At 65.0% G+C, this 14,246-nt stretch carries 12 protein-coding genes and 4 pseudogenes; 9 read left to right on the top strand and 7 right to left on the bottom strand.

Going from position 1 to position 14,246, the window contains the following annotated elements; genetic code table 11:
• The first annotated feature begins 787 nt into the window (after window positions 1-787).
• The 3 genes and pseudogenes from AB0H81_RS39095 to AB0H81_RS39085 all read left to right on the top strand — a co-directional run bounded on the left by AB0H81_RS39095 (window position 788) and on the right by AB0H81_RS39085 (window position 1,871).
• Window positions 788-1,342 carry a nuclease-related domain-containing protein gene (locus AB0H81_RS39095; protein WP_358385627.1) on the top strand — a complete coding sequence of 185 codons (555 nt, stop codon included), beginning with the start codon at window positions 788-790 and terminating at the stop codon, window positions 1,340-1,342.
• 171 nt (window positions 1,343-1,513) lie between these two features.
• Window positions 1,514-1,678, top strand: a pseudogene (locus tag AB0H81_RS39090) (MarR family transcriptional regulator); the annotation flags it as partial.
• Window positions 1,679-1,733: 55 nt separating this feature from the next.
• A complete protein-coding gene (locus tag AB0H81_RS39085) occupies window positions 1,734-1,871 on the top strand; it encodes a hypothetical protein (protein ID WP_358385635.1) in 138 nt (45 codons plus the stop codon).
• Window positions 1,872-2,097: 226 nt separating this feature from the next.
• Here AB0H81_RS39085 and AB0H81_RS39080 read toward each other — a convergent pair whose 3' ends face one another.
• Both AB0H81_RS39080 and AB0H81_RS39075 read right to left on the bottom strand, forming a co-directional pair.
• A complete protein-coding gene (locus AB0H81_RS39080) occupies window positions 2,098-3,861 on the bottom strand; it encodes a hypothetical protein (RefSeq protein ID WP_358385625.1) in 1,764 nt (587 codons plus the stop codon).
• Window positions 3,862-4,718: 857 nt separating this feature from the next.
• On the bottom strand, window positions 4,719-4,856 hold the full coding sequence (locus AB0H81_RS39075; protein WP_358385623.1) for a hypothetical protein: 138 nt from the start codon (window positions 4,854-4,856) through the stop codon (window positions 4,719-4,721).
• Between the two features lie 773 nt (window positions 4,857-5,629).
• Between AB0H81_RS39075 and AB0H81_RS39070 the strand changes: the two genes are divergently transcribed.
• The 5 genes from AB0H81_RS39070 (at window position 5,630) to AB0H81_RS39050 (ending at window position 10,048) form a co-directional block, all read left to right on the top strand.
• Window positions 5,630-6,292, top strand: a complete 663-nt coding sequence (locus AB0H81_RS39070; RefSeq protein ID WP_358385620.1) for a hypothetical protein — start codon at window positions 5,630-5,632, stop codon at window positions 6,290-6,292.
• Window positions 6,293-6,913: 621 nt separating this feature from the next.
• On the top strand, window positions 6,914-7,495 hold the full coding sequence (locus AB0H81_RS39065; protein ID WP_358385617.1) for a recombinase family protein: 582 nt from the start codon (window positions 6,914-6,916) through the stop codon (window positions 7,493-7,495).
• Between the two features lie 70 nt (window positions 7,496-7,565).
• Window positions 7,566-8,612, top strand: coding sequence for a copper transporter (locus tag AB0H81_RS39060; RefSeq protein WP_358385614.1), 1,047 nt, complete (start codon window positions 7,566-7,568; stop codon window positions 8,610-8,612).
• A 362-nt stretch (window positions 8,613-8,974) separates the two neighbouring features.
• Window positions 8,975-9,475 carry a winged helix-turn-helix domain-containing protein gene (locus AB0H81_RS39055; protein ID WP_358385612.1) on the top strand — a complete coding sequence of 167 codons (501 nt, stop codon included), beginning with the start codon at window positions 8,975-8,977 and terminating at the stop codon, window positions 9,473-9,475.
• A 9-nt stretch (window positions 9,476-9,484) separates the two neighbouring features.
• Window positions 9,485-10,048: a transposase gene (locus AB0H81_RS39050; protein ID WP_358385610.1), complete on the top strand. Its 564-nt coding sequence runs from the start codon at window positions 9,485-9,487 to the stop codon at window positions 10,046-10,048.
• Here the strand turns inward: AB0H81_RS39050 and AB0H81_RS39045 are convergent.
• The 4 genes and pseudogenes from AB0H81_RS39045 to AB0H81_RS39030 form a co-directional block, all read right to left on the bottom strand.
• On the bottom strand, window positions 9,991-10,200 hold the full coding sequence (locus AB0H81_RS39045; protein WP_358385629.1) for a Tn3 family transposase: 210 nt from the start codon (window positions 10,198-10,200) through the stop codon (window positions 9,991-9,993). The genes AB0H81_RS39050 and AB0H81_RS39045 overlap by 58 nt on opposite strands.
• The gene (locus tag AB0H81_RS39040) at window positions 10,200-10,721 is read right to left on the bottom strand and encodes a hypothetical protein (RefSeq protein WP_358385632.1); all 522 of its coding nucleotides are present in this window, start codon (window positions 10,719-10,721) and stop codon (window positions 10,200-10,202) included. Before AB0H81_RS39040 ends, AB0H81_RS39045 begins: the two co-directional genes overlap by 1 nt.
• Window positions 10,722-10,782: 61 nt before the next feature.
• Entirely contained in the window at window positions 10,783-11,790 is a 1,008-nt protein-coding gene (locus AB0H81_RS39035) for a hypothetical protein (protein WP_358385607.1), read from the bottom strand.
• Between the two features lie 785 nt (window positions 11,791-12,575).
• Window positions 12,576-12,867, bottom strand: a pseudogene (locus AB0H81_RS39030) (IS5/IS1182 family transposase); the annotation flags it as partial.
• Here AB0H81_RS39030 and AB0H81_RS39025 point away from each other — a divergent pair.
• Window positions 12,864-12,998, top strand: a pseudogene (locus AB0H81_RS39025) (LuxR C-terminal-related transcriptional regulator); the annotation flags it as partial. The pseudogenes AB0H81_RS39030 and AB0H81_RS39025 sit on opposite strands and share 4 nt — an antisense overlap.
• Before the next feature lie 211 nt (window positions 12,999-13,209).
• On the opposite strand, the pseudogene AB0H81_RS39020 reads toward AB0H81_RS39025, so the two are convergent.
• A pseudogene (locus tag AB0H81_RS39020) lies at window positions 13,210-14,246 on the bottom strand (adenylyl cyclase); the annotation flags it as partial.

Raw genomic sequence — 14,246 nt, 5'->3', positions numbered from 1 at the left:
TTGGTCGACTGCTGTCTTACCGGGAGCCTCTTCTCATGCCAACCGGTCCCAGCGCCGCCCCTGCTGACCTGCGCGATCAGGTTGGAAAAGCCTCAGCCTTGTTCCCGCCGTGACAACATCAAGCCCTCGCGCCCGTGCTGGACGAGCTGCGCTGGCTGTAGCTGCCCCCATCTCCGCTTATATGTTCGATGATGGCCTTCATGGATCCGCGCCGAGTAGAGCTGCACAACCGACCCCACGACCGCGGCCCGGGTGGCCGGGCCGCACCACACGCCGACCCCATCCACCGCTGGGTGGTGACGCGCGTGTACGCCCGCTACCTCGCCCCCGAAGTCCCGGCCGTCGTCACAGACGAGCAAGGCCGAAGACGGAAGCCTCGTTTCAAGATGCGCGCCTACCTAGTCGACCTGAGCGGCGAATCCATGGGACTGCCCCACTACGACCACGTGCTCTTGCACCAGGTATCCACCCGTGGGCTGGTGGGTGATTGAGGAAGTCGATGACCACTACCTGCAGCGAATCCAGCGATGCCAGGAGCAATGGGACCGGATGGTCGCCGTGCTCCCTGGACGCGCCCCGCCGCTCATCCATCAGCGAATCTCAGATCCTGCTGTCGGTGCTGGCGCGTACCGTGGGCTGATCAGCAAGGCCCCGACCATCGGAGAGGTGCCTGGCGGCCACCCGCACTCGGCGATGGGCGACGCGGGTCACCCTGGCCCTGCTCGCCGGCATCGCGGCCGGGTGGCTGCTCAGCTGGCAAGCGGCCCTGATCGCGGCCGTACTGGCCATGGGCGCGGACTGGATCTACCACAACCGGCGGCATTCCGCCACGTTGGCCTGGCGCAAGGGAGCCGCAGGTGAGCGGGCCACCGCTCGCCGACTCCGTTCACTGGAACTGGCGGGGTACACCGTGCTCCACGACCGCGCACTGCCCGGCACCCGAGCCAACGTCGATCACTTGATCATCGGCCCAACCGGCGTGTTCGTCATCGACTCCAAGAAGTGGCACCGCCGCACCACCATCAGGCCGTCAGGCGGCAAGCTCTGGGTCGGTCGCACGCCGATCGACCAGATCGTTCGTCCTGTGCTCTTCGAGGCGCGAACGGTCAGCGAGGTGTTGCGGCACGCGACAGGGCGCCGCGTTGACGTCGTCACGGTCATCGCCGTGCACGGCGCTCGCTTGCCTCGCTGGGGTGCGATCAACGTGGGCGGTACGGCTTTGATGCGCGCGTCACGCTTGCACGGGTGGATCACTCGCCGGGTCAACTGCTTCAGCTCTGCTGACGCCGCGTTGCTTGCCAAAGTCGCCGAGCGAACCTTTCCTCCGTACATATCTAGTTAGCCAGAACTCTCACCGTCGGCAATCTCAGCACGGAACACGTGTTTCGCACCTGCCATGACCGGCCGAGACAGCTTCCACGGCGAGGTGGACCAGGCATGGGGCTGTTCGAGGGGGAGGAGCAGCTGCTCGACGCGTTCTCCCGGCACGTGCCCGGCATGGCGTCCCGCCGACGTGCTGCACCCCGGGCATGAGGCCGTACTTCTGCTGCTCGGCGCCAAAGGCCCGCAGACCCGGCGGCAACTGGCCGCCGGAGCGGGCTGCGAACCGCCCAGCATCACCCTCACGGTGCGCGAATGGGAGGCGGCGGGCCTGGTCAGCCGCGTCCCCGCAGCCCAGGACGCGCGCGAACGTCGTCCGCCTGACAGGCGAAGGCCAGGACGTCGTCCTGCGCGTGAAGGAGTTGTGGCGAGACCTCGTGGAGGAGGCCGTCGTCGGGCTGGCCGACACCTCGGTGGACCAGATCATCAAGGTCGTCACCGACCTCGCCCGCAGCCTCCAGAGCCAGGCGCCCGGGCCGGGCAAGGTCTAGACCGGTGACCTGGACCGCAGCACAGGCGACCAGCTGAGGGCGGCCCTGCGGCCCTTGCCGGCCCGCTGCCGGCAGCGGGGGCGCGGTGCGCCTGATCGGCGTGCAACTGAAAGGCCGGCCGACCTGGGCGTTCACCCGGATCGGCCGGCCTTTCACGATCGTCGGGACCACCCGGATCGGTGGAGCAGGTGTTCCCGTGAGCCGTCAGGACAGTGGATGACGGCCTTCAGTAGACGTTGATGTATCCACGGCAGACCACATCCGGTTGCGCGATCCGATTCCACTTGGCGGCGATCTTCACATAAGGCCTGGCGCTCCGGGTCGGGTAATACTTGGCGATGTACCTGCCCTCCCACCAGTGGGAGTAGGCGCCGTTCTTGTTCTCGCCGTAGAAGTACGTCACGTTACCGCCGTAACCTCGCCAGGCGGCATAGTTGCTCTCCTTGGTTCCGTATCCCTCGTCGCGGACGTCGACGTAGATGTTCCGGACCCGGCTCTTGCCGTTGCTGTAGCGCCGGTACCTGACCCAGTAGTTGTTCAACTGGGCCTTTCCCAGCGACTCGCAGAAGACCTCGCGTTTATAGTCCTTCCACTTGACCTTGGCCGTCGTGCCCGCCTCGCCGTCTTCGACCGGGATACTCTCTTCGCCCTCCCCTTCGAGCACCTCTTCCGCGACGGGAGCGTTCTCCGGGTCGTCGGGCAGGATGAAGTATCCCCGGACGGACACCTGGACGTGCACGGTGCCGCTGCTGTGATTGGCGATCGTGATTTTCCCGTTGAAGCCGGGGATGGCCAGGTCGAAACCATTGGTGGACTCGCCGCCCTGGTCGAAGTTGACGCTCGAGATGCTCGGATCCTCGGAGTCCTCGGCATAGACGGAAAGCCATCCCTGGGCGGTCGGCTGGCGTGCGTTCACGTTGATCGCGGCAGTGGTCACCTCGTCGGGATAGACGCCGGCGAACCGGGTCGCGTCGAAGGTGAGGACGGCTCCGGGGGCAAGCGGCTCGGTGCTGCCACCGGCGGTGCCGATGCCCTGAAGGGTGTTGACGAGTTGCTGGGTGGCCACGGGCCTGTAGTACGAACCCTCACCGTCGGCGGTGACGCCCATGAAGTAGCCGCGAAGCGTGATCGAGACGTGGATCGGGGCGGATCCGTGGTTGGTGATCGTGAGCTGGCCCGTGCCGGTGAGCTCGGTGATGGTGAAATTGCTGTTCGCCTCGTGGGGCACGTAGTCCACGGTGGAGACGCGTGGGTCGGGCCGGTTGGACGGATACAGCGAAAGCCAGCCCTTGGCGGTGTTCTGGTGAGCGGCGACCACGTTGAGCGCGACGGCGTTGACGCCGGCCGCGGGGATGCCCTTCTGTCCCGCGACATCGAAGGTCGCCGAGGAATTGGCGTCGATCGGGGTGGTCCTGGCCGGACTGCCGGTAGCCAGTTCGGGGCGCGTGTCGTACAGGTAATCGGTGCGGACAGGGTAGTACTCGTTGCCCGCCTGGGTGTCGGCGGCGTCGAGGAAGTATCCGCGGACGGCCACCGCGATGTGCACCGGCCCTTCACCGTTGTTCTTGACCGTGACCTTCCCGGTCCCGGTCAGCCGCGTGAGGTCCTGCCCTGTCGTGCTTTCGCCGGGATGGTAGGTGAGCGACGAGGTGGTGACCGGAGTGTCCGAAGCGTGGACGGTGAACCAGCCGAACTTCTCCGGTGCGATCGCGATGAGGTTCAGCGCTGCGGCCGAGACGCCCGTCGCCGGGATCCCAGCGACACCGGTCACCTGGAAGGTCACCGAGGCGTTGGGCGCCACCTTCGTCGTCGTGGGCGTGCCCAGCGCGGACCTGGTGTCCAGCACGGGTGTGGGGGTCAGCGGAATGAACTGGTCATCAGCGGATGTGTCGGCCCGCACCGTCTCCGCGGTGCCCAGGTGAACGACTGAAGTGAGTGACGTCACGAGCGCCAGAACGATCGCCAGGGTCAACCTGGGTTTCTTGTGCACGCATGTCCTTCCTGAGAGATCTAGGGGTTTGCGGGGCGGCTCTCAGCGGTTCCCGGCGGTCAAGCGATCCCCATGACCGCTTGACCGCCGGCGGCCCCGTGGCACCAGCATCGTGACGGTGCGATTGTTCGGCACCCCTGCTCAGGCAGGTGAACAATGCCTTTTCCGGGGGGACCGGCGCCACCGGCAATTCCGACATTGCGATCAGCGACTGGTGCGCGCGAGCCCCGACCCGGAGGAGGTCCTGGCCACAGCTGTGCAGTCGGCGGCCCACTCCGCCCGGAGAGGATAGGCGACACCGAGTCGTTCTACTGCGACCCGACCTTCGAGAAGCTCTACAAAGAGCAGTTCAAGGAACTCCCGAAGGCTCTCATGGGGCGACGATTGCCCAGCCTGCACCGGCTACCCGATGGAGACACGGCGCTCATCTTCCGCCTGGCCAAGGTCAATACCACGATCTGCTACCTTGCGTAATACATAGTCACTGTAAGTCACATACAAGGGAGCGGGTTGTTCGCGCGAGCGGTTGTTGCGGTTGTAGTGGTCGTATTCGTGAGCCTTCTAGCGTACTTTTTGACGGAGTTGGCAGCCAGAAGGGGGCTGCTACTACGCGCCAATTCATTGGCGGTTGCAGCCATTTTTGGGGGTGCCGTTGGCGTTGGCATGGCAATCTTCTGGGCCACGCGCGAAGAAGAACATCCACCTACGATTCCAGTGTCGGCCTCCGAGGGATGCAAAACTCTGGAGTTCGGATAGCTAACGAGGAAAGAGTTGAAATTACCGCTAACGGAAAATGGCACCCATTCGGTAGCGCATACGCTGTAGGACCGGAAGGGTGCACCGATGCGAAAATATGCTCACAGGATCCCGAACAGCCACACAACATCTGCTGCATGCCTCACGCCGGCTTGATTGGAATGATCGGCGATGGCCAACCGTTTGAGGTTGGAGGAAAGCGCATTCTTCGAAATAGTGGCCCCGAGGGCGAGCTCCACCTTAGGATTAACGATAATGCATTGAACGACAATTACGATGAAATATCGGTGACCATAAAGTCGCTCGGCAAATAGTCGAGCACGCGCGCCGCGGCCGGAGCGCCCTCCGGTTGCCGACGCTCCACGCCAAATCGCTGAAGGGCTACCGCAGGGGAGCGGGGCGGCCCCGTGAGCGAAGCGCCAAATGGCTCTCGAGTACGGACGGCAAACGGCGTCTGGGCGTGCGTTGCGCACGTAAGCAACGGAAAGCACACCACGCTGAGCACGCCCCGAGTTGCGTAGAGCGCCCCGCTCCTACGGCCGAGAAGAGGCTCAGCGGCCGATGTCGCGATCTCGGTCGCTGTTCTCATGTTCTCTTTGCGGGGTCTGGTGGGTGGTGGAGCGACTTCGTTGCAGGTTGCGTGCGGGGATGGGCCTGCCTGGACTGTGCTCGGCGCTGGCCTGACGGCGCGCTTGTGCGTGTTCGGCCCGGGCAGCCTGTTCGATCTCTCGTCGGTCTGGGGGAAGATCTGCACGTCGGGAGACCTCGTTCTTGAGCGCGCCCAGCTCCTGTTGGTGGCGGGACCTGGTGGCGCGGGCCTCGTCGGCGCTGCGGGCCGCAGCGGTCACATCCCGGGTTCGGGCACCGCGCTGGACGGCGTCGAAGTCGCGGGTCAGGTCGTCGTGGCGGCGCCGTATCAGCGGCCAGGAGACCGCGGAGGGGGCCTGTCGGCGGCCTGGCGTGCGCCCTGTTCCAGCGCTGGGCGGCGCATGAGGATCTGTTCAAGGTCCTGATGCTGGCAGGCTTGCCGGTCGCGCAGCTGCGGCAGCTCGGCTTCCAGTTCGCGGCGACGGGCCCGGTTCCACGGACGCAGGGCGTCGAGCTCGCCGGTTATGGCGAACTCGCGCTGGCGCAGCTCGTCCAGGTGCTGATGCCCCATGGCGATCTGCTGCTCGGCTTCGCGCAGCCGCTCGGCGGCGGCCTCGGCGGCCTGAATCCGGCGGACCTGCTCGGCGAGGTCCTGGCGCTTGGCGAGCAGTTCCTGTTCGGCGGGGCCGCCGCCTTCGCGGGCGAAGCGCTGCTTGTCCTGCTCGGCGGAGCGGACCTTGGCGGCCGCGGCGGCGATCTCCTGAGTCAGGTCGCACAGACGCGTGGCCAGTTCGGCGTCGGAGAGCAGGCCGACTCCGTAGCGGGAGCGCGACAGGGTCAGCCGGGCGCTGGCGCGCCGCTCAGCGCTTCACGCTCGGCCTCACGGGCCGCGGCTCTGGACGCCTCGCCGGCCTCCGGCGAACGCCGGCCGGCCGGGGACTGCGTGTGCGGCTCCGACTCACGGGCGCCGGTGTCCCGCTCGGCGTCGCGGGTGCTCTGGTCGCGGCGTGGCTCTTCGCGTTCGGCCTCGTGGTTGTCCCTGGCGCGGGTGCCACCGGAATACGGCGGAAACGGGCCGCGGGCTTGATCATCGATCGTTAAGACCTAAGGGTTCGCGCTGATTGGTGACGGTTTCCGGGAGTTCGAGTGGCGTCGATCGATCGGACCGCCTACCCGAGGTTCGCGCGGGTGGTATCCGCTCGGGAGTTGGCGGAGGTGTTCACCCCCTCGCTGGCTGAGGTGGAGTGGGCGCGTGGCAAGACGCAGGACGATCAGCATCTGCTGGCGCTGCTGGTGTGGTTGAAAGGCATACCAGCGGCTTGGGCACGACCACGCCGACATCACGCGCGTCGAAGCGAACGGCGTGGTCACCGGTGCGGGCGGAAGCATCCGGGCCCAGGTGACCGTGTGGACCGCGGGTTTCACCGTGCACCCGATCGCGGCGGCCGCACTACGGCGGATCCGGCCACCGCTGGAGCGCGGCCTCAGTGCTCACGGTGTTCACCTACGGCACGCTGCTCGGTCCGGCTCAAGTCGCTGCACACATGCGGGGCAAGGTCAGCGCCGTCCCGCGTCCTGTTTGCCCCGTGACGGAACACCCGATCATGCTGGATCGACTTTCCGGATAGAGGTTTCTGGACGGCGTCGTACCAGGTCGCTAACGTGTCCAGAAAGGTAGACGTTTTTGGACACTGTCGGAGGTGCCGCGATGACCGTCTGGGCGTACGCGCGCGTCTCGACACGCGATCAAAACCCGCAGATCCAGCTCGACGCTCTGGCAGTCAGCGGCTACGACGAACTGGTCATGGAAAAGGAATCAGGCAAGCGTGGCGTCGCGCGACCGGCGTGGGACGCGCTTCTGGTGCTGCCCAAGGCGGGCGACACGCTGAAGTTCTGGAAATCCGATCGGTGGGGCCGCTCGGCGGGGCACGTGCTGACCACCGTCAACGAGCTGCGCGACCGCGGCATCACCGTGGTGTCGCTGACCGAGAACTTCGATCTGAGCACCAAGGAGGGCCGGTTCATGTTCGCGGTCCTGGCCGCAGCCGCGGAATACGAACTGGAGTTGCGCGCCGAGCGTCAAGCCGAGGGCATCGCCGCCGCCAAGCGCCGCGAAGCCACCGGCGCCATGCTGCCCGGCAAGAAGAAGACCGGCCGCCCCCGCGCCGTCGGCCTGGCCGAGCTGGCTACACTGCGCCGCTTGGTCGGCGATGGCGTCTCGATCACCGAGGCCGCCCGCACACTCAAGATCGGCCGCTCCACGGCCTACGAGGCGCTGGCTCTACGATGAACAGTGCCCGGACCGTTCCGCGACCCGTTTACGGATGATCTCGCCGTCAGCGTGGCAGCCATAAGAAGCCATGCATTCAACACGTCTGAATGATCCGTTTTCGATAGCCTTGCAGGCGCAACCCGCCTCCCTATTGCCGATCGGATTGCCCGGATTGATCGACTTTCGGTATTACATCGCCTCCATCGTCTCGATCTTCCTCGCGCTGACGGTAGGCATCGTGCTCGGCATATCACTGCTCCAGGGGCCAGCCCTCACGACGACCCAGGACCTGACGGCACAGCTGGCCACGACGAAGGAGGAACTGCGCACTCGGAATAAAGCGCTGGAGCGGCTCCAAGCGGAGAATGACGCGTTCATCGCTTCGATAGCGCCTGAGCGGGTAGCCGAGGTGCTCGCGGGTGAGCGAGTCCTGGTGGTGGAGGCCCCAGGTGCGAATCCCGCCGAGAGCCAGGCCATTCAGAAGGCGCTCATACAGGCCGGCGCCGTCTACGCTGGGCGGGCCGCGCTCGCGAACGCGTACGTTGACCGGCAGCACCTCGACGAGCTCGACAAGCTGGTCAATAAGCTCATGCCAGACGACCTGAGCATCAATCCCGCAGCCAGCACTTATGAGAAAAGCGCCATGCTGCTCGGCAGCACTCTCATGACCAGCGACTCCGCCCAAGCGGGGACCCGCAACGAGGACACCCTCACGGTGCTTGACGAATTTGAGCGAGCCGGGCTACTCAGCATCGACGGGGAACCAGGCAAGCGCGCGACGATCGCCGTCATGATCGCTCCCGAGGATCCGTTTGAAGGCGAGGGTGCCGAAGCACGAGCCAGCGCACTCGTCTCCTTGGCAGCCGGAATGGATGCGGTGAGCCGAGGCACCGTACTCGCTGGCGGTGACACCTCCACCCTTCCCGGCGGCCTCATCGCCGCCTTGCGCGCCAAAGACGAGACCGTCAAGCACGTCACCACGATTGACACCGCCGATACCCCCTTGGGATATATCACGGTCGTCTATGCCCTGCGGGAGCAATTGAACGGGCGTGCTGGTCAGTACGGCACGGGCACAGGAGCTTCGTCATTCCCGCTCGCGACGACGTACGCGACCGCATCTCCTAGCCGGTAAACGAAGGCGTCACCGAGGCCACCTGTTCCTTGGCCATCCCACCGCCTACCCAGCCATCGCGGCACGCCGGCCCTCACCTCGCGGCCCGTTTCTGCCGTATTCCGGTGGCACCCCTACCTCAGCCTGCGCGAGATCGCCTCCCGCCTGGTCATCACCCAGGGCGCCAAGAGGGGCCGGCACCCCTTCCCGGCCACCGTCATGCGCATGCTCCGCGACCACGACACCAGCATCACCGAGCTGAGCGCAGGAGCCCACGATGCGAAGGAACAGCCTCAGTGCGGCCTGCCACTGAGGTTGAAAGGTAGGAGTTACAGGCGCATGGGGGTAGTGACGGTGGCGGCTGGCTGGCTTATGCCCGGTGGGTGAGGTATGGGCATGGTGGCGGGCTGAGCGCCGGGGAACGCGAGCGGCGGGAGCGATTACGCCTGCAGGCCGTGGAGCTGTTCGCTCAAGGGGTGTCGCCGGCGGAGGTTGCCCGGCGGTTCCGGATCACGCGGATGTCGGCCAGCAGGTGGCATCGAGCCTGGCAGCAGGGTGGTACGCAGGCGTTGGCGTCCAAAGGTCCCGGCGGGGAGAAGTGCCGGCTGGACGAGCGTCGGCTGGCGCGTCTGGCGGCCGAGTTGGAGCGCGGTCCGGCGGCGCACGGCTGGGAGGAGGATCAGCGCTGGACGTTGGCGCGGGTGTCCGATCTGATCGCCACCTTGTTCCACATCCGCTACACCCCGCGCGGGGTGTCGTATCTGCTGCATCGCGTCGGGTGGAGCCCGCAGGTGCCGGTGCATCGGGCCGTCGAACGCGATGAGGAGGTGATCGAGCGGTGGGTGGCCGAGCAGTGGCCGCGGATCAAAAGCGACCGTGGCTGAGCAGGATGCGTGGCTGGTTTCGAGGACGAGGCGGGGCAGAGTCTGCGCCCGCCCAAGGCGCGCACCTGGGCTCCGCGCGGCAAGACGCCGGTGGTCAAGGTCACCGGCAAGGGATACGGGCGGGTGAGCCTGGCCGGGCTGATCTGCATCCGGCCCGGCCAGCGCACCCGGCTGATGTTCCGCACGCTGCTGCGACGGGGCCGCTCCGGTGAGGTCAAGGGTTTTGGCCCTCGTCAGTTCGCCGGTCTGCTGGATGCCGCGCACGCCCTGCTTGGCGGGAAGATCGTGCTGGTGTGGGACAACGATCGCCGGCACCTGTCGAAGGTGATGCGCGCCTCCATCGAGGCTCGTAGTGCGTGGCTGACGGTGTTTCAGTTGCCTGCCCACGCTCCGGAGCTCAACCCGGTCGAGCAGGTCTGGTCAGCCCTCAAGCGTGGTCTGGCCAATCTCGCTCCCCGCACCACCGACCAACTCGCTGCGGTGATCAAAGCCCGGCTGAAACGGATGCAATACCGTCACGGCCTGCTGGACGGCTTCACCGCCGCCACCGGCCTGACCCTCGAACCTCCGTAACTCCCGCCTTTCAATCTCGACAGTTGGAAGATTTTGCGGGCCAGGGTGTGGTGGGATTCTTGCCGGTTGAGTTGGGTGTTGACGCGGCGGCGCAGCAGTTCGTCGTAGTAGCTGGCCAGGTAGGTGGAGCGATCGAGTCTGCCCAGCTCCATCAGGGCGCGTCCGATGAGGGTCGGGTGCCGCCGCCGGCGAAGGACGCGCATCCGTACGGCGCGGGCGCTCCGGTTGGAGCGAGAGTGTTACTCTTCGCAAGACGAATACCTGACCAATATACGGGCGTTGTGGTGCGCACGTCGCCGTTGATATCTCTTATGACCATGAAGTCGGTGACGTACTGAATTCCATTTCCGGTCTTCCCGTGCAACTCCAAATGCCAGCCTTTGATGTCGTTGTCATGACTCACGGGCTCGGATACAGACCATGTAGGGATCGGCCCTGGCTGGAGGCACTGTCTCTTCGCGTCGGCGAGCAACTTCTGGCACATTTTCGAGCTCCCGGACAGATTCTCGCAGAGCTCCGCGTAGTTCTCTGAATTTGCAGCCTGGACTACCTGGTTGAGCAGCGCGATTGCCTCTGGTTCTTGTACCGGTCCCTGAGGTTGGTTGGCATCCACCGAACAGGAGCATGTGGCCGCCAGTATGGTGGTGGTGGCCGCTACTGCGAGGATTTTCATTGTATGCTCCTGTCCGGTAGAGCTCACGCCGCCAAGCCTCTACGACGTTGGAGGTAAACCTTTATGATGTTGGAGGATCCGGGATCTCCAGGGGACTCCACAGGCCGAAGGTCGCCCCTGCCCCGCCCTGAGGTACGTACCAAGAAACCTGGTACTCGACCGAGCGATCGGATTGACTGACTGGCCCGCGCCAATAGTGGCTGAACTTGGCCGGTTCCGTGTACTTGTTCATGTCGTTCGTTTCGCAGTGTTCATATGAACCTCCCATTGAGAGGCCGCCGTAGAGCGGTACTGAGATACTCAGGCTCCGGCAGTTGGAGGTTTCGTCCTTCTTCGGCGCCCATCCATACCAGCCACTGATGGTGCCGCCACCATTGCGCTGGCCTCCGAGTCCGCAGGCGAGGATGGGAGTGCTTACCTCGCTCTTGCATGTACCGAACTGGTGCATGGAGTAGTAGTTCCAGTTCGAGTTCCCGTCGTATTTCTGGATCGTGAAGTCCCAGCAGTGGTCGAACCAGACCCAGTCGCCCCATCCAGGGGCGTATTGCCTGGCGAAGCACTTGTGGTAGTAGGTGTAGGGATACGTATCCGCTGCGATCTGGGATCCGATGTCAGCGCGCTCTCCGGAGTCTACAGCGGGAGGCTTTGCGTTTACCTGGAGATCGGTCCAAATCGATCCGGACGTCCCCTTGACTCTGGGCTCGGCAGTTACGGGAGACTTATCTCCGGAGGACACGACCAGGGTCATGTCCGAGAGAGGGATGTCCGCGGGAGCGACAAGTGTCATCTTGTTGTTCCCACGAGCTGCCATCGCTGGAGTGATGCTAGGCAGCTCTACTGCGAAGACCTTGAAGGTGTCCGCCTTGACGCTGTTCACGTCACCAGCGGAGAAGCCGGCGTTCGTGTCGATACGCTGTTTGAAGCTCGTGGTCTGCTGCCGGCCCTCTGGCGTGTTCGTGATCTCCGTTACCCGGCTGTCGTCGAGCCGGATCCGCTGGACAGAGTCTGAGGGCGCTGTGGCCTGTGCGGCCGCTGTGGTCAGCGGGCCGATGGTAATGCCCGCGAGCATTAAGACTGTCGCGCAGAGTAACGTTTTTGATCTTAGGTGCATTGGATAGGATTCCCCTTGCATCGGATGATGTGCCACGGGCGGGGTTCGCTTGGTCGCCTCCTCGCTCGTGGCTGTACTTCCCGTAGGGGCGTGACCGGCCCCCATTCACCTCCTTCAGTCGCCACGCTCATGTGATGTATGCGTCCATGCGAACGCCACGGTAAATCGACAAGCGAATCAAGGGCAAGGCCCCCTTTACTTCAATTGTTAACCACTCTGCCTATATGGGCATTGTTGAGTGGTAATTAGTGCTGCCGGATGCCCTTGGGCCAGCTCAAGAGATGTGTACATGTTCGATTGCAATCGGATCAACGTGTCATCAATGGAAACTTCCCCCTATTTGGGTCATCCAGATCACCGGGAAAGTTTTGGGTATTATGGCTGCCCCTCAGCCGAAACCCCGGGACAGGTCGTGCCACGGCGATCGCTTTGCAACCACGTCAGGCGCCCTAACTGGCAGAAACATCCAACGACACCTGTGAAGGGATCATTCACCTGAAGAAATCCATGCCCGTCCCCGATGGGACCACTACTTTCTCCCCATTTCCGGAGCGGTCGCGCTACGTTGAGATTGTCAACGCGACCGTGTTGGAGCTGTGCTTGTCGGCAGGGATAAGCGAATCCTCGGCACGGGTTGTAACGGCGTCCGTTCAGGAGTGCCGGGATGGATGGAACGCCCATGCGAGCGCGTTGGCAAAAGCGCTTCGAAGAGAGGCGCTATGCTCTGGGTACAGCGAGCGCTTTCATCCTGAGTGTCGGCCTTCTTCGATGAGCTGCAGGACGAGGATGGCCTGCACGATCGTGGTGGCGCGGTGCGGGCAGCAACGCAGGCGGGACAGGACCTTCCAGGTCTTCAAGGCGGCAACGGCGCGTTCCCCGCAGGCGCGGATGCGAGCGGGGCGCGGTTGACCGAACGCCGAAGGTGCGTGCCGTGGTCAGGTCATGCGTGGCACCGGGCAGTGCAGGTGAGGCCCACACCAGCCGGCCGGCCGGATCGGCCAGGACGTGCACCTTCACGCCGTGGCGCCGGTAACGAGATCGGTGCCGAGTTGTTTCTCGACCCGGCCACCGTGCGTACCCATGTCAGCCACGCGATGGCGAAGCTGGGTGCGCGCGGCCGTGCACAACTGGTCGTCATCGCTTACCAAACAGGACTGGTCAACCCTGCGATGTATGGCACAGCCGAACAGCGAAAGCGGCGAGGTCGGCCTGATCGTCCGCCTTGCAGCGGACAGGCTGCTCAGGTTCAGACCGTCGCCGTGTGGTCAGGCGACCCGGCATCCGGGTCCGCGAAGGGTGAGCCCTCCTGTCACCGGGAGCGTCACGGGGGCGTGCCGGTGGGCCGGGGCGCGGAGACTCCGGCCCACCGGGGGTACCCTACGGGGCTGGATGGTCCGTGATGTACACCGGCACACCGCCCTTGGTCATGTCGGCTGCGTCGCCCACGCCGTTGACGACGTGGTCGATCGTTCCGGCGTTGAGGTTGACGGTCATGATGTGGTGCAGCTTGACGCCCGGGGTCTCCGGAACCTCGAAGCCGTTTTCGGTGTGGATCTGCGGATTGTTCTGGTTGAAGACGTAGACCCCACCGCCGTAGAGGCGGTGCCTCTTCACGCGGTTGCCGACCTTGTAACCGGCCCAGCCCTCCACGTCGCCGTTCATCCAGTCGGCCTGGGTCGGCGGGTCGTACGGCAGCTCGTTCTGGTACAGGATCGTGGTGCCGTCGTCGCCGTTCCAGACGGTGTTGTACTGCTGGAAGTGCTCGACGAACAGGCCGGTCGCGGTCACGTGGTCGCCGTTGATGACGGCGCCGTTGCGGCCGATGTTGGTGTTCCAGCGCTGGGTGTCGGTGAAGCCCTCGAGTCCGTGGTCGGCGCGCCACACCCAGGTGTGGTCGATGAGCACGTTGTCGCTGTTGACCTCGAGCGCGATGTCGGTCTTGCCGACGTGCGGTCCGCCGACCCGGAAGTACACGTCGGAGAGAGTCGTCGGGTTGTCCGCCGAGCTCCAGCGCGGCCCGTGCTTCTTGCCCACCCTGAGCAGGACCGGCGACTTCTCCAGACCCGCGTCGATGGTCACGCCGGCGACGACGACCCCGGGGACGTCAGCGACGTCGAGCGGGGTCGAGCCGTGGACGGCGGTGAATGTGGCGTGCCCGAGACCGAGGACGACCGTGTTCGGGCGCTTGATCTCGATGCTTCGCGCGATGTCGTACACGCCGGGCGTGAGCAGCAGGTGCTTGCCGCGCGCGAGCTGGTTGTTGATGACCTGCGCCGAGTCCGACGGCTTCGCGACGAAGAAGTCGGTGATCGGCAGCGTGCGGCCCGGCGTCATGCCGTCGGCCCAGGAGATGCCGCGCGTGTCCTTGCGGGCGGCGGGCACGCGGACTTTGTATCTGCCGTGTGCGTCGGCGT

The sequence above is a fragment of the Nonomuraea sp. NPDC050691 genome (genome assembly GCF_040654455.1).
GTDB lineage: Bacteria > Actinomycetota > Actinomycetes > Streptosporangiales > Streptosporangiaceae > Nonomuraea.
The sequence above is the reverse complement of the archived record's forward strand: the minus strand, read 5'-3'. Positions and strand labels throughout refer to the sequence as shown.

Coding starts and splice junctions, on each gene's coding strand:
- AB0H81_RS39040 (WP_358385632.1), bottom strand. CDS start 10,721: ATGAAAATCCTCGCAGTAGCGGCCACCACCACCATACTGGCGGCCACA.
- AB0H81_RS39045 (WP_358385629.1), bottom strand. CDS start 10,200: ATGGAGCTGGGCAGACTCGATCGCTCCACCTACCTGGCCAGCTACTAC.
- AB0H81_RS39095 (WP_358385627.1), top strand. CDS start 788: ATGGGCGCGGACTGGATCTACCACAACCGGCGGCATTCCGCCACGTTG.
- AB0H81_RS39060 (WP_358385614.1), top strand. CDS start 7,566: ATGCATTCAACACGTCTGAATGATCCGTTTTCGATAGCCTTGCAGGCG.
- AB0H81_RS39070 (WP_358385620.1), top strand. CDS start 5,630: ATGCTGGCAGGCTTGCCGGTCGCGCAGCTGCGGCAGCTCGGCTTCCAG.
- AB0H81_RS39065 (WP_358385617.1), top strand. CDS start 6,914: ATGACCGTCTGGGCGTACGCGCGCGTCTCGACACGCGATCAAAACCCG.
- AB0H81_RS39035 (WP_358385607.1), bottom strand. CDS start 11,790: ATGCTCGCGGGCATTACCATCGGCCCGCTGACCACAGCGGCCGCACAG.